At 72.6% G+C, this 19857-nt stretch carries 16 protein-coding genes; 11 read left to right on the forward strand and 5 right to left on the reverse strand.

All coding sequences use genetic code 11. The annotated features are described in order from the left end of the window. Positions 1 to 3: 3 nt before the first annotated feature. The gene (locus tag IPK24_09430; GenBank protein ID MBK8075771.1) at positions 4 to 1965 is read right to left on the reverse strand and encodes an EAL domain-containing protein; all 1962 of its coding nucleotides are present in this window, start codon (positions 1963 to 1965) and stop codon (positions 4 to 6) included. A gap of 165 nt (positions 1966 to 2130) precedes the next feature. Between IPK24_09430 and IPK24_09435 the strand changes: the two genes are divergently transcribed. Continuing rightward, the gene (locus IPK24_09435) at positions 2131 to 2436 is read left to right on the forward strand and encodes a DUF4229 domain-containing protein (GenBank protein ID MBK8075772.1); all 306 of its coding nucleotides are present in this window, start codon (positions 2131 to 2133) and stop codon (positions 2434 to 2436) included. A 40-nt stretch (positions 2437 to 2476) separates the two neighbouring features. On the opposite strand, the gene IPK24_09440 is transcribed toward IPK24_09435, so the two are convergent. Next, positions 2477 to 3349 carry a 1,4-dihydroxy-2-naphthoate polyprenyltransferase gene (locus tag IPK24_09440; GenBank protein ID MBK8075773.1) on the reverse strand — a complete coding sequence of 291 codons (873 nt, stop codon included), beginning with the start codon at positions 3347 to 3349 and terminating at the stop codon, positions 2477 to 2479. A 9-nt stretch (positions 3350 to 3358) separates the two neighbouring features. After that, positions 3359 to 4618 (reverse strand): AMP-binding protein, encoded by a 1260-nt coding sequence (locus IPK24_09445; GenBank protein MBK8075774.1) that lies wholly within the window; start codon positions 4616 to 4618, stop codon positions 3359 to 3361. Here IPK24_09445 and IPK24_09450 point away from each other — a divergent pair. From IPK24_09450 to IPK24_09465, 4 genes are all read left to right on the forward strand, one after another. Continuing rightward, entirely contained in the window at positions 4587 to 5966 is a 1380-nt protein-coding gene (locus IPK24_09450) for a hypothetical protein (GenBank protein MBK8075775.1), read from the forward strand. The genes IPK24_09445 and IPK24_09450 overlap by 32 nt on opposite strands. 89 nt (positions 5967 to 6055) lie before the next feature. Further along, a complete protein-coding gene (locus tag IPK24_09455; protein MBK8075776.1) occupies positions 6056 to 6856 on the forward strand; it encodes an N-acetylmuramoyl-L-alanine amidase in 801 nt (266 codons plus the stop codon). 69 nt (positions 6857 to 6925) lie between these two features. Continuing rightward, the gene (locus IPK24_09460) at positions 6926 to 8974 is read left to right on the forward strand and encodes a PilZ domain-containing protein (GenBank protein ID MBK8075777.1); all 2049 of its coding nucleotides are present in this window, start codon (positions 6926 to 6928) and stop codon (positions 8972 to 8974) included. A 324-nt stretch (positions 8975 to 9298) separates the two neighbouring features. Then, positions 9299 to 11236 (forward strand): hypothetical protein, encoded by a 1938-nt coding sequence (locus IPK24_09465; GenBank protein ID MBK8075778.1) that lies wholly within the window; start codon positions 9299 to 9301, stop codon positions 11234 to 11236. Positions 11237 to 11313: 77 nt separating this feature from the next. Here IPK24_09465 and IPK24_09470 read toward each other — a convergent pair whose 3' ends face one another. After that, positions 11314 to 12363 (reverse strand): 1,4-dihydroxy-2-naphthoyl-CoA synthase, encoded by a 1050-nt coding sequence (locus tag IPK24_09470; protein ID MBK8075779.1) that lies wholly within the window; start codon positions 12361 to 12363, stop codon positions 11314 to 11316. On the opposite strand from IPK24_09470, the gene IPK24_09475 reads away from it, so the two are divergent. The 4 genes from IPK24_09475 to menD all read left to right on the forward strand — a co-directional run bounded on the left by IPK24_09475 (position 12281) and on the right by menD (position 16930). After that, entirely contained in the window at positions 12281 to 13303 is a 1023-nt protein-coding gene (locus IPK24_09475; GenBank protein ID MBK8075780.1) for an o-succinylbenzoate synthase, read from the forward strand. The genes IPK24_09470 and IPK24_09475 overlap by 83 nt on opposite strands. Before the next feature lie 211 nt (positions 13304 to 13514). Continuing rightward, the gene (locus IPK24_09480; GenBank protein MBK8075781.1) at positions 13515 to 14234 is read left to right on the forward strand and encodes a hypothetical protein; all 720 of its coding nucleotides are present in this window, start codon (positions 13515 to 13517) and stop codon (positions 14232 to 14234) included. Positions 14235 to 14260: 26 nt separating this feature from the next. Further along, the gene (locus IPK24_09485) at positions 14261 to 14680 is read left to right on the forward strand and encodes a hypothetical protein (protein MBK8075782.1); all 420 of its coding nucleotides are present in this window, start codon (positions 14261 to 14263) and stop codon (positions 14678 to 14680) included. 462 nt (positions 14681 to 15142) lie between these two features. After that, on the forward strand, positions 15143 to 16930 hold the full coding sequence (menD, locus tag IPK24_09490; protein MBK8075783.1) for a 2-succinyl-5-enolpyruvyl-6-hydroxy-3-cyclohexene-1-carboxylic-acid synthase: 1788 nt from the start codon (positions 15143 to 15145) through the stop codon (positions 16928 to 16930). 153 nt (positions 16931 to 17083) lie between these two features. Here menD and IPK24_09495 read toward each other — a convergent pair whose 3' ends face one another. Then, complete coding sequence (locus IPK24_09495) at positions 17084 to 18349, reverse strand: chorismate-binding protein (GenBank protein ID MBK8075784.1); 1266 nt, start codon at positions 18347 to 18349, stop codon at positions 17084 to 17086. 51 nt (positions 18350 to 18400) lie between these two features. On the opposite strand from IPK24_09495, the gene IPK24_09500 reads away from it, so the two are divergent. Together IPK24_09500 and IPK24_09505 are read left to right on the forward strand one after the other, a co-directional pair. Further along, complete coding sequence (locus IPK24_09500; GenBank protein MBK8075785.1) at positions 18401 to 19093, forward strand: demethylmenaquinone methyltransferase; 693 nt, start codon at positions 18401 to 18403, stop codon at positions 19091 to 19093. A gap of 336 nt (positions 19094 to 19429) precedes the next feature. Beyond that, on the forward strand, positions 19430 to 19789 hold the full coding sequence (locus IPK24_09505) for an NADH-quinone oxidoreductase subunit A (protein MBK8075786.1): 360 nt from the start codon (positions 19430 to 19432) through the stop codon (positions 19787 to 19789). The last annotated feature ends 68 nt before the right edge of the window (positions 19790 to 19857 follow it).

Genomic DNA, 19857 nt, shown 5'->3' on the forward strand with positions numbered 1-19857 from the left:
ACCTCAACTGTAAGTCGTGCCCGCGCTGCGTCCGAACCGGGCCGTGACATCGCGCGGTCCGGCGGGCTGACCGATGAGCGAACCGCTGGCCGCGTCGACCCCGATGCGGCAGGCGGCGTCCAGCTCGTCGACCGTGCTCAGGCCCTCGAGCAGCAGTCGAGCGCCGGCGCGACGGCAGGCCGCGAGGGCGGCGGCGACCGGGACACCGTTGGTGACCATGGCCCGGGTGACCGTGGGATGCAGCGAGATCCCGGAGGCCGGCACGGTGCGCAGCAGGGCGATCCCGGCGCCGGGGGCGACCACCGAGGTGATCACCACCTCGATGCCCTGCGCCCGTAGCTGGGTCAGCACCGGGCGCACCTGGGTGGCGTCCGACACCGAGGCGGCATCGACCTCGACGACCAGACAACTGGGCGGCAGATCGCGTCGGGTGAGGTGACCGATCACCGTCGCGACCAGGTCAGGGTCGCTCAGGTGCCCCGCCGACAGCCGTATCGACAATCGTCCCACCGGGAAACCTGCTGCGTACCAGGCGGAGACGGCGTCCAGGCCGCACCCCAGAACCTGCAGCCCCAACACCGAGGCCAGGCCCGCCGACTCGGCCAGGGCCTCGATCTGCTCGGGTGGCAGGGTGCTTCCATCGGCGCGGGACCAGCGAGGGAGGGCCTGCATCGCGATCGTGCGGCCGGTGATCTCGCCGTGCTGGTCGTCGTCCTCGGCCCGGCCCAACTGGACGATCTGGCGGAACGAGACCTGGATCCGTTGCGCCCGTAGGGCATCGCGCAACTCGATCTCGGCCGCGCCCAGGGCGGTGGCATCGGCGTGTCGGGCGCTGTCGTACCGGCACCAGGTGCTGCGGACCACGGCCCCGGGAGCGACGTCGTCGGTCTCCACGGCATGCAGCCGGGCCTCCCGGGCCGCGAGCAGTAGATCCTCGGCGCAGCTGAGCTCGCCGCTCGAGGTGGCGATCCCGATGGCGAAGCGCACCGAGGCCAGGCGTTGGCCGCTGCTCATCGGCTCGGTCAACAGCGCGGCCAGCCGCGCGGCGATCTCCTGCGGCGCATCATGATCACCGACGCCCTCGGTGAGGACGGCGAACGTGCTCGGGCCGAGCTGGGCCACGGTGTCCTGGCCGGGCAGCCAGGCCTGCAATCGGCGCATGCTCTGACGGGCGACGTCCAGCTGCCCGGCGACGCCGAGCGAGGAGATCACCTGGCCGGGGTCGGCCACGTCCAGGACCAGCAGCGCCACCTCGCCCCCCATCAGATCCCGACGGGCCAGGGCCGCCTCGGCCGCGCTCAGCAGTTCGGCGCGTCCGGCGGGTTGGGATCGAGGTCCGGGCCGCCGGGGGGCGGCTGCCGTCGTCCCCCGGTCCGTGCGCCGAGCGGATCCCCGGGCGGATCCCCGGGTGCGGGGCCGGCGGGGTCGGGGCGCCCCGCCGCGGCGCGCGGCCGGTCGAGGGGTGGCTGCGGCGGGAACGGGCCGCCGGGGGCGCGCGCCCCGTGCCACGGGACGCCCGCCTCGGCCACGCCTGCCGCCACCGGCCAGCGCGATGATGGGGATGGCGACCACCAGGGCCAGTCCGGCCGACAGCCCGAGTGCCAGCGTGAGGGCCTGCGAGAGGCCGGGTGCAGCGAGGACGACGGCCGACACCATGGCCGGGACGGCGAAGGCCGCGACCCCCAGTGACAGCAGCACCAGATGGCGCAGGCTCGGCCCGGGCGGGGGCGACCCGGTGCGCCCCGGTGCCGGACGAGTGCCGGGGGAACCCGGGTCCGCGTCGTCGAGCCGACCGAGCCGATCGAGCAAGGTGTCGCCCGGGCCGTCCACCTCGTCGAGCGGGTCGAGCTCGGGGTCGAGTTCGGGAGCGAGCTCGGCGTCGTCCCGGCCGGTGGTGGCGTCCTCGCGTGCTCGCGAGCCCTCGGCGAGGCGACGATGTCCGTGTGTGGTGCGGTCGCCGCTCATGTCTTCTCCCCAGCGTGAACGAGGGCGTCCCCGTCGCCTGTGCGCTGTGCGTCGACCGTCCCGAGCGCGCACTTGAGGGTGGACGGCACAGTTCGGACGCCCGCGTGGTCGGGTCGACACGGCCTGCGGTCGGGGTGGCGCCACGGGATAGTTAGGCTGGGTGGCGTGAACCCGTTGCTGCGCTATTCGATGGCCCGGCTCGCCCTGTTCGTGGTCTCGCTCGGCCTGCTCGTCTGGGCCGGCGCGGGGCAGCTCTGGGCGATCATCGGGGCCGCGGTCATCTCGATGCTGGTCTCGTACGTGTTGCTGCGCGGTCTGCGCGATCAAGTGGCCCTGCAGGTCGCCGACCGGGTCGCGCGGCGCACCGGCCAGCGGCCCGGCCCGGGTGTCGATGAGCAGACCGAGGACGCCGAGCTCGACGAGCTCGACGCCAGGAAGCCGGCCCCTCGCGACTCGGCCGCGACCGACTGACTGGCCCGATCGAGTCGGCCCGATCGAGCGGCCCGCTGGTTCAGCCCAGGGCGAGTGCCAGGCCCAGCAGCACGGCGTAGACCAGTTCCAGCCGCCCGGTGTCGCGGAGCACGGGCAACAGCTGCAGTCCGGCGTCCCCCCGCAGCACCGCGCGCACCGGCGGCAGCGCGGCCGGAACGGCCACCAGCGTGATCAGCGCGGCCGGACGGCGCAGCGCCACCAGGACCGCGAGCACGAACGCGCCGGCCACCAGGGCGGCGTAGAGCCGCCGGGTGGCGGGGGCGCCGATCCGGACCGCCAGGGTGTGTTTGCCCGCTGCCGTGTCCGTGGGCACGTCGCGCAGGTTGTTCGCCACCAGGATCGCGCAGGCCAGCAGACCGATCGCCACTGCGCCGGCCAGGGTCTCGAGGCCGACGCGTCCGGCCTGGGTGTACGTCGTCCCCAGCACCGCCACCAGGCCGAAGAAGACGAAGACGAACACCTCGCCGAGCCCCGCGTAGCCGTAGGGCCGGCTGCCGCCGGTGTAGTACCAGGCAGCGATGATGCTGGCCGCGCCGACCGCGATCAGCCACCAGGTGCCGCTGAGGGCCACCAGTGCCAGTCCGGACGCCGCGGCCACCGCGAAGCCGGCGAAGGCCGCCCGGCGCACAGTGGCGGGGTCGGCCGCACCCGAGCCGGTCAGCCGAAAGGGTCCGACCCGGTCGTCGTCCGTGCCGCGGATGCCGTCGGAGTAGTCGTTGGCGTAGTTGACCCCGACCTGCAGCGCCAGCGCCACGACCAGGGCGAGCAGCGCCCGGCCGATCAGGGCGCCGTCCAGCGCCGCGGCGGCCCCGGTTCCGACGAGCACCGGGGCGATCGCCGCCGGAAGGGTGCGCGGCCGCGCCGCGGAGATCCACTGCGCCCGGGTCGCCACGGGCGGAGATTACCCTCCCGACCCGCTCGACCCCTCGGCCAGCCGCGCGATGGCCACGCGGTCCGGCTTGCCCGGCCCACGCGAGGGCAGCTCGGCGAGCACCATCACCTGCCGGGGCACGGCGGCCGACTCGATCCGCTCGGTCACCACGCGACGCAGCTCGGCCTCGGGCGGCAGTTCGGCACCGGGACGCAACACCACCGCAGCCACCAGCCGCTGCCCCCATCGGTCATCGGGGATGCCGACCACCACCACCTCGGCGAGTGCCGGCAGGGTGAGCAGCGCCGCCTCGACCCCGGCCGGTGAGACCGTCACGCCGCCGGTGATCACGGCGTCGTCCAGCCGGCCCAGGATCTGCAGCCGCGGGGGTGTGTGGTCATCCCAGCGACCGGCATCGTCGGTGCGAAACCACCGCTCGGCTTGGCTGTCCGTACTGAACGCCGACGCGTCGGGCAGCCTCTCGCCGAGGTAGCCCCGGGCGATCGTCGGCCCCCCGAGGTGGATCCGGCCGTCGTCGTCCCGTCGCACCCGGACGCCGTCCAGCGGTCGACCGTCGTAGAGGCACCCGCCGCAGGTCTCGGTCATGCCGTAGGTCGCGACCACGCGGACGCCGTCGTTCGCGGCGCGCTCGCGGACGACGTCCGGCAGCGCCGCCCCGCCGATCAGGACGCCGTCGAACCGCGCCAGCTCGCGGCGCACCTCGGTGCCGGCGTCCAGCAGCCGAACCAGTTGGGTCGGCACCAGGGCCGTGTAGCGGCGCGGGCCGGCGAGGGTGGCCGCCGCCGCGGCGAAGTCCTCGGGGTCGAACCCGTCGCTCAGGTCGAGGGCGACCGGGCGGGTGCGGGTCAGCAGCGAGCGGATCAGCACCAGGAGCCCGGCGACGTGGTGCACCGGCAACGCGAGCAGCCACCGTCCCGGGCCGCCGAGCCGGTCGTGGCCGGCCGAGGCGGAGGCCAGCAAGGCCGAGGCCGGCAACAGCACCCCCCGGCGCCGGCCGGTCGAGCCGGACGTGGCGACCACGGCCACAGTGGGGTCCGCCGCATCGTCCTCGTCGGCGTCCAGGGTGGCCGGGGCAGGCAGCGGCTGTGAGCCGGTTGGATGGGGCAGCAGTGCCGGTCCGGACCCGTTGAGCGCGGCGGCCAGGGCATCGAGCAGGTCCAGGGCCGCGGGTCCGCTGCCCACCGGAACAGCCGTCAGTGCGCGCACCCGAGGGAGCCTAGGCCAGCGCGTCGCGGCCGTGCGCGCGGGCAGCGATGGCACGCTGAGCATCGTGCAGTCGGTGGAGCAGGCACTCGCGGCGCTTCATCGTGCCGAGCCCGCGCTCGCCGACGCCGCTCGTCGCGCCTGGGACGCCCTGCTGGCCGGCGCCGGTCCGGATGCCCTGACCCAGTGGCGATTGCAGCAGTACTGCTGGGACGAGTTGCCACAGACCTGGTTCCCGGCCCAGACCGCGCTCGGTCACGGCGTCGGGCCGCGCTGGCAGGTGGCGCAGGCCTTGGCCGCGCTGCTCGACGAGTTGAGCCTGGGGCGTTACGCCGAGATCGCGCGCAGTGAGACCACCCGTGAGGTGCTCGCGATCAGCGAGCACACCCCCGAGCGAGGCCGGGCGCTGGCGCGGCGGGCGGCCGAGCGATCGGGGATCGAACCGCCGAGCACCGAACTGTTCACCTGGGGCGCGAGCATGGGGCCGGCCGAGGCCTACGCCCTCGAGGCGGTGGCGGACACACTCGAACTGGCCGTCGCGGTCGGCGAGCTGGTGCCCGCAGCCCGCGGTTGGCGTGATCGCCAGACCGAGTTGACCCTGGCGGTGCTCACCTCCCCGCGGCCCGACCTGGGCGGCGAGACTCCCTACCACCGGGTGCTCACCGAACGCCTGGGGCGGTGGGTGCGAGGCGCCCGGTCGACCACACGCAACGCCATGCTGGCCCCGCTCGCGGCGCGCCTGGCCGAGCCGGTCGAGCCGTTGACCGGGGCGGCGGCCCGCGCCGTCCTGCACCCGCTCGACTGGCTGCTGACCGAGGTGGGTGAGGGCATCACGCTGACCGCGGCCGGCTACCTGCCGCCGCGCACCGTGGTGCGGGCGCTGGACGAACTGGGCTGGCGTGAGGAACTGATCGGGGCCTCCAACCGTGAGGTGGACGCCTACCCGGTGTTGGTGTTGCGTGAGGCAGCCACCCGCCTGGGGCTGGTGCGCAGGCGGGGCCCGCGACTGCTGCTCACCCCCACCGGACGGTCTGCGCTGAGCGAGGGTGGAGTGCTCTGGAGCATGGTGGCCGGCCGGCTGATCGGCCCGGAGCACTCGGCCCTGGCGGTGACCTGGGAGGTGGTGCTCGCCGTCCTCGAGAGCGGTGACTCGGTCGTCGAGGAGGACGTGCGGGACCTGGTGCAGTCCGTGGTCACCGAATCGGGGTGGCGCGTGGCCGGACGACGCCAGCCGTCGGAGGCGGACACCTCGCCGCTGTTCTTCGCGGTGTTGCGCGAACTGCGGTGGCTGGAGCTGATGGAGGAGTCCGGCGCGCTGACCGGCCGGCGGCTGCAGGCCCGGCCCGGGGCGGCGACGCTGTTCCGGGCGGCCCTGCGTCACCGGGTGCTGCATCGCGACGTGGTCTTGGAGTGATCACGGCGCCGACTCTCACCCGTACGGGCTAGGCTGCCGCTTCATCGGGTCGGGTCGGTGAGTCGCACAGGGGGGGCCACGGTATGCAAGTGCGTTATCCCGAGGCGAGTTGGCGTCCGCTCGGCACTCAGGTCGAGCCGCGGATCACCCCCCGGGTGCTGATCTTCCACACCATGGTCGGGTATCTGAAGAGCACTGATTCGCTGTTCCGGGGCCAGGGCTACACCGGTACCGAGTCGCATTTCGGGCTCGGCGGCCCCTGGGACGGCGCGGCGCTCGACGGCGCGGTCTGGCAGTGGCAGTCCCTCGACTACCAGGCCGACGCCCAGAACGCCGGCAACGCCTACGCGACGTCGATCGAGACCTCGGACGGTGGCGAGCCGCTGCGCGCCTGGTCGACCAAACAGGTGGATGCGCTGGTCCGGCTGGGAACCTGGTGGTGCCGTCAGACCGGCGCGCCGGCCCGGTTGGTCACCTCCACCTCACAGTCCGGCATCGGCTATCACGCCCGCTTCCCGGCCTGGGCGCCCGACGGGCGCAGTTGCCCCGGCAAGACGCGTATCGCCCAGCTGATCGACGTGGTGATCCCGCGGATCGCCGTCGCCCTGGGCCAGAACCCACCCCCGCCACCCCCGCCCCCGAACGGAGATCCCATGGCCCTGACCCAGGACGACCTCAACAAGATCGCTGCCACGGTGTGGGGGTCTCGCTTCGGCGAGAGCCCGACCACGGGCACGATGCTGCAGCGGGCCGCCGTCAACACCTCACCCGACCCCAAGGTGATCGCCGCTGCCGTGGTGGCCGCTCTGCCCAAGGGAGCCGACGGCAACCTGACCGCGGCCGACGTCGAGACCGCGGTGCGCAACGTGCTGCGCAACGGCGTCGCCTGAGGGTGGTCCCGCTGGTCTGATCTCAAGCGAGCTCGTCCCGATGACGACATCCAGACGGTGCGACGACTCATGCGCCTCAACGGGACGGTGCTCGCGGGCTTGTTGGTGACGATGGTCATGCTCGCCGGTTTCGGTGTGCTGCAGGGTGCCACGTCGTCAGCGTTCGACAGGCTGGAATCGGACCGCATCGCGGCCGACGCCCAGCGGGTCAGGACCGGGCTCGATTCCTGGACCACCCTGGTGCGCAACTACGGGTCGACGAACTCCATCTGGGACAGCTCGTTCGACGATGTCGCCAAGCGGGACGCCGAGACCTTCGCCGCCGACTTCCCGCCGGCCGACGTGCGTGACCTCTACGGGCTGGACGGCGTGCTGGGTGTGGGGCCGGACGGCACCCTGCGGGTGGGTGGACTCAGTGACGGCACCGCCTTCACCAAGCCCCCGGCCGGATTGAGCGAGCCGGCTGAGCTGATCAAACTCTTCGACCCCGAAGCCGAGGCCGGCGCGGCCCGGTGCGGCATCACGGTGGCCTCCGACGCGCCGTACCTGTTCTGTGGTTTCGCTGCCCACCGCGGTGATGGCGGCGAGGAGATCGCCGGCGGCCTGATCTATCTGCGCTCGCTCGGCGAGCGGGGCCTGAAGCAGCTGGGGCAGGAGCTGACCATGCCGCTCGCCCTGGTCAAAGGCGCCGCCACCTCGACTGCCGCCTCCAGTTCGCCGACGATCGAGAGCCAGATCGGCAAGCTGGGTGTCAGCACCGCGGTGCTGAGCTCGACGGCCATGGCGCTGCGGGTGCAGGTGCCCTCGGTGGGTGGCACGCCGGTGGTGCTGGAGGCCGTGCAGCAACGAGTCATCCACCAGCAGGCCCAGAGCCTGCTGCGCGGCATGATGATGGCATCGGCCGGGGTCGGCATCGCGTTGTTCGCCGGGGTCGTCCTGCTGACGCGGCGTGAGGTGCGGCTGCGCATCGCGCCGTTGCGCCGGACCGCCGAGGAGGTCATCTCCTCCGGTGACCGAACGCTGCGCATCGCCTCGACCGACCGCGGTGACCTCGGCGCGCTGGCCAAGACCATCGACGACATGCTCGACGCGATGGCGGCACGCGATGCGGAACTGTCCGAGCTCCAACAGTCCCGCGAATCCCAGCTGCGGCAGAACTTCCTGCAGCAGCGGCTGGCACTCGGGCACCTGCGTGAACGCGCGCAGAAGGCAGTGCACGAGACGGCGTTGACCGTGGTCGAGGAACTGCGCGAGGTCAAGACCGAGGCCCAGTCCGTGCGTGATGCCGTGGGTGAGATCGATGAGCGGATCTCGGCGACCGCCCAGGTGACCGAGGCTGCTGCCGAACGAGCCGATGAGGGCCGCCGCTCGGCGGCCGCGGTGGACAACAGCCTGCAGCGCATCAGCGGCATCGCCCGCATGATCTCGGGGGTTGCCGAGCAGACGAACATGTTGGCGCTCAACGCCACCATCGAGGCGGCCCGGGCCGGTGAGGCCGGCAAGGGATTCGCCGTGGTGGCCGGCGAGGTGAAGAACCTGGCGGCCACGACGGCCGATTCCACCCGCGAGATCGCCACGACGCTGGGTCAGCTGCACCAGGACGTCGAGGGCATGTCCTTGGTGATCAACGGTATGAGCGAGGGGGCGGTGGGCATCCGGCACGAGACCGGCGAGCTCACCTCGGCCGCCGATCGGCAGCGGCAAGGCATCTCGGCCCTGGTGACCGCCCTGGACGACGCCCTCGCCCGTGTCGAGGCGATGGCCACCTCGAGTCAGAGTGAGCGCCGTGGTGCCCAGCGGGTCGAGACCGAGGGCACGGTCGAGCTGGAGGCCATGGGCCGCTCCATCGTCGGCACCCTGTTCGACATCAGTGAGACCGGCTTGAAGTGTGTGATCGAGGACAGTCTGCTGGAGCTGGGCATCGGGGACAGCGTCGGGTTGCGGCTCAGCCTCGGTGGGCGACTGGTGCGCCTCGACGGCCTGGTGGTTCGGGCGAAGAACGCCGAGCTCGGCCTCGACATCGGGATCGAGTTCACCGGGCTCGACACCGAGGCCAGGACGGCGATCCAGGGATACGTGGCGCGGGTGCTGGGGGAGGCGTCGGCCGAGGTGGGGTGAGGTGTTCCTGCTCTGGGTTGGTTTGTTCGTGGTTCCGGGTGGGGGGGGGGGGGGGGGGGGGTGGGGGTGGGTGGGGTTGTCGCGCGCGGCGGTCTCGCGTGGGTCGGGCGGGGGTGGGTGGGGTTGTCGCGCGCGGCGATCCATCCGCGCTCGCAGGCTCGCGCTCCCGCCAGACCCAGCCAGCCGCGCGCGACAACCCCACCCACCCCCACCCTCTGCCGACCCCGCCGCTCGGCTTGGGTTGGCGTGAAAACCGTTCTGGGGTAGACGAATTCGACGGCCTACCCAATGGCGTTCGAACAGGTGTTCGGGTAGAATCGAGGCATGTTCACGCCCGACCTGTTGCACGACGCGGACGCCGAGGTGGCTCGGCTCAGCGTCGAGAACGAGGCGTTGCGGGAACAGGTCGAGGCACTGCGGGCCGAGAACTCGGTGCAGCGTGAACAGCTCGACCGCGGCTCGGCACGGTTGTCGGCGCGGGAGGCGGTGTGGGACTGGTTCACCGACGGCGGACCGGAGAACGAGGACGACCGGGATCAGGTCGCGGGGCGGATCTGCCGGACGTTCCTGACTCCCGGGAACGTCGAACCCTCCTTGGTGACCGTGGCGGCGGTGACGTTGGCGCAGTCGCAGCCCTCGGGACTGTCGGATGCGGAGGTGGTCTCGGCGGCGGTGGCGTGTCGGCAGGCGATCACCCACATCGAGTTGACCCAGGCGCAGCTGACCCGGGAGCTGGCGTGGCGGTACCAGGCGCGTCACCCCGATGAACTCGACCTGGATGTCGAGGTGAACCTGCCGGCGTGGGTGCGCGACCCCGAGGAGCGGGCGTTGACGGCAGCGATCGAGGAGGTCGCCGCGGTCGCGCGGATCAGTCCGTCGGGACTCCGGGCACGGGTGGAGATGCTGGCGACCTGGCCCGAGGACCACGGCCGGCTGTACCGGGCGCTGCTGGACGGGTCGATCTCGACGACCCGGGCACGGGAGGTGGCCCGCCAGACCGGACGCCTCGCAGCGGGTCGGGCGCGGGACTGGGTGGAACAGATGATCCTGCCGGTCGCCGAGCAGCTCGGCGCCGTGGGGTTGAAGAATCGGATCGAGCGGCTGATCGCGCAGGCCGATGCCGCGGCGTATCGCCGGATCCTGGACGACGCCGCCGCCGAGAAGGACTCGGTCAAGGTCACCCAGCAGGGCTACGGGCGGGCGGCCATCACTTACCGGGGCTCGATCACCAACATCGCCGACCTGCACGCCGCACTGCTGCACCGAGTGCAGGCCGCCGCCTGCCCCGACACCACCACGGGCAGTGGCCTGGACAGTGGTGGGTCGGTGGGGCAGCGGGAGCGTCAGGCGGCCTCGATGGCGCAGGTCATGTTCGACCTGATCACCGACCCCAACACCATGCCCCCGCTGCTACCCACCACACCCGGCAGCACCGGCGACGGTGACCCGGACACCGCGACCACGACCCAGCACACCCACACCCCGCACGCACCGGAACCGACCGAGGCGCCCACGGCTCAGCCGACAGGCGAGGACGTGACCGGTGACGAGGTGGTCAGTGACGACGTGACCGATGGCGGCGTGGTTGGTGGCGGCGTGACCGGTGGTGGCCTGCTCGGCGGCGGGGCTGTCAGTGCCCCGGCACCGGCCTGCCCGGGGATCCGAGTCGAACCCAAGGTGTCGTTGAACGTCACCATCCCGTTCCAGGTCCTCACCGCGCTCTGGGCCGGGCAACCGCCACCGACCGGGTCCGGATGGGTCGAAGCGGCCGGCCACGGACCCATCCCCACCGACGCCCTCGCCGCCATCCTCGACAAGTACGGCCAACGCGCCCTGTGGCGATGCCAAGTCCTCGACGACCGACCCGACTCCCCGACCTACGGCACCCTCATCGCCATCGGACGCGCCGCCACCGACCCCGGCTACACGCCGTCCCCATTCGTCAAGACGTTGGTGAAGGCCGCCCGGCCCCGCTGCTCCCACCCCGGGTGCGGACGCCCCGCGATCGAGGCCGACCTCGACCACCTCACCGCCCACGCCAAGGGCGGCACGACCAGCGAGCAGAACCTGGCCCCGTTGTGCCGGTTCCACCACCTGCTGAAGCACCACGCCGGTTTCACCCCGACCCTGGACCCGACCACCGGGCAGGTCACCTGGCGCACGCCGTCCGGACACACCGTCAGCGAACCACCCGACATGCCACCACCCCTGGCGGCTGAGGGTGACCTGCCCGGCGCCTGGCCACTCCCGCCACCCTTCTGAACAACGGGTCGAGTCCAGCGATTGTGTGCGGTCAAAGTCGGCCTATGGCCCCACTTTCGCCACACAGAATCCCCACATCAGTAGTACCAGGGATAGTCCGACCAGTCGGGGGATCGCTTCTGCAGGAACGAGTCCCGGCCTTCGACGGCCTCGTCGGTCATGTACGCCAAGCGGGTCGCCTCGCCGGCGAACACCTGCTGGCCCATCAGGCCGTCGTCGGTCAGGTTGAAGGCGAACTTCAGCATCCGCTGCGCGGTAGGGCTCTTGCCGAGGATCTCGGCGGCCACCTCCAGCGCCACCGCCTCGAGGTCGGCGTGGTCGGCGACGATGTTGACCGCACCCATCCGCTGCATGGCCTCGGCGTCGTAGGCCCGCCCCAGGAAGAAGATCTCGCGGGCGAACTTCTGGCCGACCATCTTGGCCAGATAGGCCGAGCCGTAGCCGGCGTCGAACGACCCCACGTCGGCGTCGGTCTGCTTGAACCGGGCGTGCTCGCGGCTGGCGATCGTCAGGTCGCAGATCACGTGCAGGCTGTGCCCGCCTCCGGCCGCCCAGCCGGGCACCACCGCGACGACCACCTTGGGCATGGTCCGGATCAGCCGCTGCACCTCGAGGATGTGCAGCCGCCCGCCGTGCGCACGGGTGCGTGCGTCGTCCACGGTGTCTGCGGTCTCGCCGGCGGCGTACTGGTAGCCCGACCGACCCCTGATCCGCTGGTCGCCACCGGAACAGAACGACCAGCCACCATCGCGCGGGCTCGGCCCGTTGCCGGTCAGCAGGACGCACCCGACATCCGGGGTCATCCGGGCGTGATCGAGCACCCGGTACAGCTCGTCGACGGTGTGGGGCCGGAACGCGTTGCGCACCTCGGGCCGGTCGAACGCCACCCGCACGGTGCCCCGCGCCGGCCCGTCCACCACGCACCGGTGATAGGTCAGATCGGTCAGCTCGAAGCCGGGCACCGGCTGCCACACCGCGGGGTCGAAGATCTCCGAAACCTGATCGTTGCTCACAGGGGCCGAGAATAGGGCGGTGCCCGACCCCTTGGTTGCCCCGCCCCCGCTGGACGAGCTGCTCGCGGCCAGTGCCGTGGTCTCGCTGCCGCTGCGGGTCCGGTTCCGCGGCATCACCGCCCGTGAGGCCCTCCTCCTGCGTGGACCCCACGGCTGGGGCGAGTTCGCGCCCTTCGTCGAATACGACGACGCCGAGGCGAGCCGATGGCTGTCCAGTGCGATCGAGGCAGCCTGGTCGCCGCCGCTGCCGACGGTGCGGGACGCCGTCCCGGTGAACGCGACGATCCCCGCGATACCCCCGGAGGCGGTCGCCGCCGTCCTGGCCCGCTTCGACGGCTGCACCACGGCCAAGGTCAAGGTCGCCGAGCCCGGCCAGTCGCTGGCGGACGACGTCGCCCGCGTCGGCGAGGTGCGTTCCCTGCTCGGCCCGGCGGGCCGCCTTCGCGTCGACGCCAATGCCGCCTGGGACGTCGAGCAGGCGCGCCGGGCCCTCGCGGCGCTGAGCAGGTTCGACCTGGAGTACGCCGAGCAGCCGTGCGCCACCCTCGACGAGTTGCGATCGCTGCGGATCGAGCTCGCCCGTCACGGCATCGATGTCCCGGTGGCCGCCGACGAGAGCGTGCGCAAGGCGACCGATCCGCTGCGGGTCGCCGTGGCGGGCGCCGCGGACGTCGTCGTCCTGAAGGTCGCCCCGCTCGGTGGCGTGCGAGCCGCCCTCGAGGTCGCCACCCGGCTGCACGCCGACTTCGCGGTCGCGGTGGTGGTCTCCTCCGCTCTCGACACCTCGGTCGGTCTGGCCGCCGGGGTGCGATTGGCTGCCGCGCTGCCGGAGCTGCCGTACGCCTGCGGCCTGGGCACCGCGTCTCTGCTCGCGGCCGACGTCACCCCCCGGCCGCTGCAGGCCGAGGCGGGCCGGGTACGGGTGCGAACCGTCGAGGCCGAGCTGAGCTGTCTGGCCCGGGTGGGGGCCTCGGCCGAGCGGCGCAGTTGGTGGCTCGAGCGATTGGCGCGGTGTCATGCCGTGGTGAGTGCGAAGCACCTCGAGTTGCACTGAACGGTGCACTCGTTCGGGCTCACCGTTCGGGCCTCGCCGTGACTCTGGGTGCTGAACTGTGCGCCACTTCTTGCATATCGCGGTCACTCTGGGTACGAACGGCGGACATCTCTGATGCGATTCGTCAGGGGCGACTACGCTTCGGCTCAGGTTGCCGTCAGGTGATCTCAGTCGTTGTTTCGGATGCGTGCGGGAAGAGGGCTGCCACATCGTGGCCGAGAACATGGGGCGTGACGTCGTCACGCGCAGGGTGCTGTGGGGGGCATTGGCTGTTGCCGCCTCCTCCCTGGTGACGTTCGGTGCCACTCAGGCGGGTGACGACGGGGACGTCGTCGCGTACTCCGTTCCGGACACCATCCAGAGCACCGGTGCCACGACGGCTCCGGCGGCCTCGGGCGACCAGCCGGACTCCGGCGCCGGCGTGAGCCGGGGTGGCTTGGATACGACCTCGGACGCCGAGACCCCCGGGGCCACGCCCCCCGTGACACGTGGTGGGACGGCGACAGATCAGTTGGGCGGTCCCGTCCTTCAGCCTCTGGTCGACGCCACGCCTCCGGTGGTGGATCCGGTCCCGCCCGTGACCGGCATCGATGAGGAAACCCCCGCCGATCAGGGCCCGGTCGAGCAGCCCCCCGCGCCGAAGCCTCCGGTCGAGCCCGCGCCCGTGCCGGTCGAGCATGCCCCGGCGCCTGCCCCCGAACCGGTCGAGCCGGCCCCTCTGCCCGAGCCGGTGGCACCCGCGCCGAAGCCGGTGGCACCCGCTCCCGAACCGGTCGCGCCGGCCCCGGCGCCCGCACCGGTCGAGCCGCCCGTGGTGACGCCGCCGGTGGTGACGCCGCCCGTCGTGACGCCGCCCGTGGAGACGCCTCCCGTCGTGACGCCGCCCGTGGTGACGCCGCCGGTCGAGACGCCGAGACGCCGCCCGTGGTGACGCCGCCGGTCGAGGTTCCGCCGGTCGTGACCCCGCCCGTGGAGACGCCGCCGGTGCAGACACCGCCGGTCGAGTCGCCTCCCGTCGTGACACCTCCGGTGGAGACGCCGCCGGTGGACGCCCCGCCGCTAGAGGCCCCGCAGGTCGAGGTTCCGCCCGTCGTGACCCCCCCGGTGCCGGTGACCCCGGCCGAGGCGCCGCCGATCGAGCAGACGCCGGCTCGGGTGGCCCCGGTGCCGGTCGACGTCCCGGTCGTTGTGGTGCAGCAGTCGATCGGGGCGACGCCGGCCGAGCCGGCCCAGCCCGTGGCCGTCGAGGTCATCTCGAGAGCGCGCCATCGATGCCCCGGGCCGGCCATGGGTCCGAACGGCATCGCCGCCGTCCCCGACAATGCCGTCCTCCTGGCTCGCCTGGCGGTCCTCGCCGGCACCGTCGGGAACGGCTGATCGCGACATGCCGAGCCGGGTGACGCGAGGAGCACTCGCGGTCGCCGCCACGGTTCTGACCGCCTTGGGAGCCACTCAGGCGCGGGACCTCGAGACCGTGATGGCCGTCTCGGCACCCGTCCTCGGTCAGGCCGGCGCCACGGTCAGTCGTGGTGGACTGGATGCCACGTCCCGTGACACGCCACCGGCCTCCGACGGGGACACCTCGTCGTCCCGTACGACGCGGCCCGCGGCGGGGTCGAGCGCACGATCCGCGCTGGCCGGCTCCCGGGCGGCGCCCTCAACCACAAGGGCGGCGCGGGTGGTCGGCTCCTCGGCCGCGCGCACCGTCGCTCCGCGTCGGATCGCCCGGCGCGACCGGGACAGCCGACCCGGTCACCGTCATCGGACCGGACGGCATCGTCACCGCCGCTGACCACACCGCGCTGTCGAGCGATTCGGCCATAGGTCAGGATGGCGGGCATGACGCCGTCCCACGCCGTGGCAGAGGCCGCTGTCACGGCACTGGTCAGCTGCGGGGTGCGGCACGTCGTCCTGTGCCCCGGCTCGCGCAGCGCGCCGTTGGCTTACCGCTTGGCCCGCGCGCAGCAGGACGGCGAGCTGCGGCTCTGGGTCCGTCACGACGAGCGGGTGGCTGGCTTCACGGCCCTGGGCATGGCCCGCGCCGCGGCACCTGCGGCGGTCGTCACCACGTCGGGCACGGCGGTGGCGAACCTGCACCCTGCGGTGCTCGAGGCGCATCACGCGGGAGTCCCGTTGATCGTGGTCAGTGCCGATCGGCCCGCCGCCCTGCGGGGTACCTGGGCCAACCAGACCACCGAACTCCAGTCGGACCTGTTCGGTGAGGCCCTGCGCGCCCGGCTCGACACGGCGGAGGCCGACCTCGGGCACCTGATTGCCGTCCTGGAACATGCCTGCGGTGTCGGCAATTCCCGGCCCGGACCGGTACACCTCAATCTCTGCCTGCCCGAACCGCTGCTGCCCGCCGGACCGACGACACCCCGGGGCACCCTGCCCCTACCCCAGCTCCGACCCCAGCGCCTGCCCCGGCCGGTGGCCGCGGTCGCTCCGGTGGCCGGATCGATCACCACGTTGCCCCGCGGCCCCCGGAGCGTGGTCGTGGCCGGGGACGGCGCCGGGGTGGGGGCGAGGCTGCTCGCCGAGTCGGTGGGGTGGCCCCTGCTGGCCGAGCCGTCGTCCGGCGCTCGGGGCGGCGTCCGGGCCGTGGGGCCGTACCGGCTGCTGCTCGACCTGCCTGCCTGGGGTGGGGCGATCGAGCGGGTGGTGGTCTTCGGTCGGCCCACGCTGTCCCGGCCGGTGGCCCGCTTGCTGGCCCGCGAGGACGTCGAGGTGGTGCTCGCCTCACCACACCCGGACTGGCCCGTGCCGCCCCGGCCGGTACGCCGGGCGCACCTGGTGCGCGTCGATCCCGACACCGACGGCCTCGATGACCCGTGGGCAGCGCACTGGGCGGTCGCCGATCGCGCCGCCCGCCGCGCGCTCGACGAGGTGCTGGACGCCGAGCCCACCCCGGGCGGGCCTGCGCTGGCCCGTGCGGTGGTGCGCTCACTGCGCCCGGGGGAGACCCTCATCTCGGCGGCCAGCAATCCGATCCGTGACCTCGATCTGGCGGGCGGCACCCTGCCGGACGACGTGGTGGTGCTGGCCAACCGGGGCCTCGCCGGTATCGACGGAACCCTCTCCACCGCGGTGGGTCACGCGCTCGCCTCCGGTGGACCCACACGCGTCCTGATCGGGGATCTGGCGTTCCTGCACGACGTCGGCGCCCTGCTGGTGCCACTGGACGAGGCGCGCCCCCAGCTGCAGATCGTGGTGCTCAATGACGCCGGCGGGGGCATCTTCTCGATGCTCGAATACGGTGAGCTGGCCGAGCGGGACGCTGCCGAGCACGAGCGGTTCGAGGTGCTCTTCGGCACGCCGCACGCCGCCGATCTGGCCGCACTGTGCCGCGGCTACGCCGTCCCGCATCGCCGGGCGAACACCCTCGCTGAGGCGGAAGAGCTTCTGGCGCAACCCGATCCCGGCCTGAACGTGGTCGAGGTTCCCGCCGATCGGGCCACCCTGCGCACTCGGCATGCCGCGATCCGCGCCGCCGTCCAGGCCGCTGTCGGTGCCGCTGTCGATGCCGCTGTTGGTGCGGCTGTCGATGCCGCTGTTGATGCCGGTGTCGGTGAGGTCGTCGCTGACGTCGTCGCTGCGCAGCCGGAACCCACCCCGCCTCACCCGTGATCACGTTGAAGATCACGTTGAAGGAATCTGTCGCATCTGTGCAGACGAACCCTTCACCGTGATCTTCGTGTGAGCCGTGAGTCTTCAACGTGATCTTCAACGTGATCACGGGGGCTACCCAGGTGGCGCGGGCGGCGCGGCGCGGCGAAATCCTCAGGTGGCGAGGGCATCTCGCATCGGCACCAGCTTGGCGACCGACTCGGCCAGCTCGGCCTCGGGGTCCGAGCCGGCGACGATGCCGCAGCCGGCGAACAACCGGATGCCGTGCGGATCGGCCGGGTCGAGGTGGCCGCAGCGCAGCGCCAGACCCCACTCGCCGTCGCCCTCGGCATCGATCCAGCCGACCGGCCCGGCATAGCGACCGCGGTCCATGCCCTCGAGACGATCGATCAGCTCGGCGGCGTCCTCGGTGGGGGTACCGCACACCGCGGCCGAGGGGTGCAGTGCCTCGGCCAGCGCGAGCGAGGACGACGCATCAGCCAGTACCCCGGTGACGTCGGTGGCCAGGTGCATCACGTTCGCCAGGTGCAGCACGAACGGCGATTCGGGCACGTTCGTCGAGGTGCAGTGCGGGGTGAGCGCATCGGCCACCGAGCGCACCGCGTACTCGTGCTCCTCGAGGTCCTTGCTCGACCGCGCCAGCGAGGCCGCGAGCGACAGGTCGCGGGCGTCGTCCCCGGTACGCCGGATCGTGCCGGCCAGCACCCGTGAGGTGACCAGGCCCTTCTCGCGCCGCACGAGCAACTCCGGCGTCGCCCCGATCAGGCCGTCGACGCTGAAGGTGAAGCAGCCGGGGTAGCGCTCGGCCAGCCGGCGCAGCGGCCACCGCGGGTCGATCTCCTGCTCGGTGCGGGCCTCCATGTCGCGGGCCAGCACCACCTTGTCGACCTGGCCGGCGGCGATGGCATCGATCGCCTCGGCCACCGCACCGGCCCACTGCGTCGCGCCGAGCGCGCCATCGGCGAACGAGACCTCCCCGGGGGAGGTGACCGGCTCGATGTCCGGCAGATCCGGCGGCGGCGGCAGCCCTCCGGCGCTCACCGTGGTCAACCACCATTGCCCGGCCCGGTGGCCGACCACCACCTCGGGCACCACCAGGACGGCGCCGGCGGGCGAGGTGGTGGCGAAGCTGAACGAACCGAAGGCCACCAGCCCCGAGCCGGGCAGCCCGACGACGTCACGCACCAAGGCGTGGGCCACCAGATCGGACCACACCCGGTCGGCCTGGTGCAGCGGGGAGTTCTCGCGGCGGCCCGGCGGGAGGTCGATCCGCGCCACGCTTCCCCACCCGACGATGCCCTCGCCACGGCGCACCCAGGCCAGCGGCGCCGTCCGGGGGAGCAGCGCCAACAGCGGCCCGGGGTCGCTCAGCGGCAGGGTGCGCACCACGAGGGGCACACCGACAGGGTCGGTGGTCATCGCCCCACCAGGGTACGGCGCGCCCATCGATGCTCGTGCAACCATTCGCCCATGCCCCGCGCCAACCTGGACAAGCAGCCGCACGAGGTCGCGGCGATGTTCGACGAGGTAGCTCCGCGCTACGACCACACGAACAGCGTGCTCTCGCTACGCCAGGACCGGCGGTGGCGCGAGCAGGTGCGCCGGGCGCTCGACGTGCGCCCCGGCGAACGGGTGCTCGACCTCGCCGCGGGAACCGGCACCTCGAGTGAGCCCTTCGTCGACGCCGGCGCCCACGTGGTGTCCTGTGACTTCTCTCTCGGCATGCTGCAGGCCGGGACACGGCGCAACCCCGAGCTGTCCTTCGTGGCCGGCGATGCCCTGCACCTGCCGTTCGCGGATGGCGTCTTCGACGCGGTGACCATCTCGTTCGGGCTGCGCAACGTGGTCGACACCGAGGCGGCGCTGGTCGAGCTGCGCCGGGTCAGCCGCCACGGCGGCCGGTTGGTGATCTGTGAGTTCTCGCAACCGTCGTGGGCGCCGTTCCGCGCGCTCTACGGCGGGTACCTGATGCGGCTGCTGCCGGCCGTGGCCCGGACGGTCTCGTCCAGCCCGGACTCCTACACCTATCTCGCCGAGTCGATCCGGGCCTGGCCCGACCAGCTCGCGCTCGCCGCGCTGATCCGCACGGCGGGCTGGGACGACGTCGCCTATCGCAATCTGAGCGGGGGCATCGTGGCGCTCCACCGCGCCACCCGTCCCTGAGGAGCGGGGCCGTTCGGCCCCGCTGCGAGCTCGCTCGAGCCGACGTCCCCTCCGTTCGACCGATCGCCGCGCGGGGCGCGCGCCGAGCGTTCGAGGAGTCCCCGTATGCTCGCCCCGCAACGACTCGTGAAATCGTTCACAAATGCACATGACCCCGTGCGTCGCGAAGTGGCACGCCGCATCCCAAGGCCGGTCTCCCGTCCCCCTAGGATGGGGCCGAGCTGCATCACAGCGTGACGTCCCGGAGTCGGCCTCCACCGTTCGGTGGAGGTGTGTCATCAGGGCAGAGCACCACCGCCGGACCCGATCCGGCCGACGAGAGGAAAGGGAACGCGCGTGAGTCCCTACGTGCCGATCCTGGTTCTGGCAGCGATCGCGACCGCGTTCGCCGTGTTCTCCGTCGGCGCGGGGGCGCTGGCCGGGCCGAAGCGCTACAACCGAGCCAAGCTCGACGCCTACGAGTGCGGCATCGAGCCGACTCCACATGCCGCCGGGGGCGGGCGCTTCCCGATCAAGTACTACCTCGTGGCGATGCTGTTCATCGTCTTCGACATCGAGAGCGTGTTCCTGATCCCCTTCGCGGTCGCCTTCGACCGGCTGGGTCTGTTCGCGCTCATCGAGATGGTGCTCTTCATGGTCACGGTGTTCGTCGCCTATGCCTACGTGTGGCGTCGCGGCGGTCTGGAGTGGGACTGACCGGGTAGGCCCAGGGCCGCCGGTATCCCCTGACAGCACGACGCGCGCGCACGTTCGGACGGAGAGGT

The sequence above is a fragment of the Kineosporiaceae bacterium genome, assembly GCA_016713225.1.
Lineage (GTDB): Bacteria > Actinomycetota > Actinomycetes > Actinomycetales > Kineosporiaceae > JADJPO01.

What these genes read in the sequence shown, in the direction of transcription:
- IPK24_09430 (MBK8075771.1), bottom strand. Translation starts at nt 1,965, where the DNA reads ATGAGCGGCGACCGCACCACACACGGACATCGTCGCCTCGCCGAGGGC.
- IPK24_09445 (MBK8075774.1), bottom strand. Translation starts at nt 4,618, where the DNA reads ATGCTCAGCGTGCCATCGCTGCCCGCGCGCACGGCCGCGACGCGCTGG.
- IPK24_09460 (MBK8075777.1), top strand. Translation starts at nt 6,926, where the DNA reads ATGCGCCTCAACGGGACGGTGCTCGCGGGCTTGTTGGTGACGATGGTC.
- IPK24_09465 (MBK8075778.1), top strand. Translation starts at nt 9,299, where the DNA reads ATGTTCACGCCCGACCTGTTGCACGACGCGGACGCCGAGGTGGCTCGG.
- IPK24_09470 (MBK8075779.1), bottom strand. Translation starts at nt 12,363, where the DNA reads ATGCCGCGGAACCGGACCCGCAGCGGCAGCGAGACCACGGCACTGGCC.
- menD (MBK8075783.1), top strand. Translation starts at nt 15,143, where the DNA reads ATGACGCCGTCCCACGCCGTGGCAGAGGCCGCTGTCACGGCACTGGTC.
- IPK24_09495 (MBK8075784.1), bottom strand. Translation starts at nt 18,349, where the DNA reads ATGACCACCGACCCTGTCGGTGTGCCCCTCGTGGTGCGCACCCTGCCG.
- IPK24_09500 (MBK8075785.1), top strand. Translation starts at nt 18,401, where the DNA reads ATGCCCCGCGCCAACCTGGACAAGCAGCCGCACGAGGTCGCGGCGATG.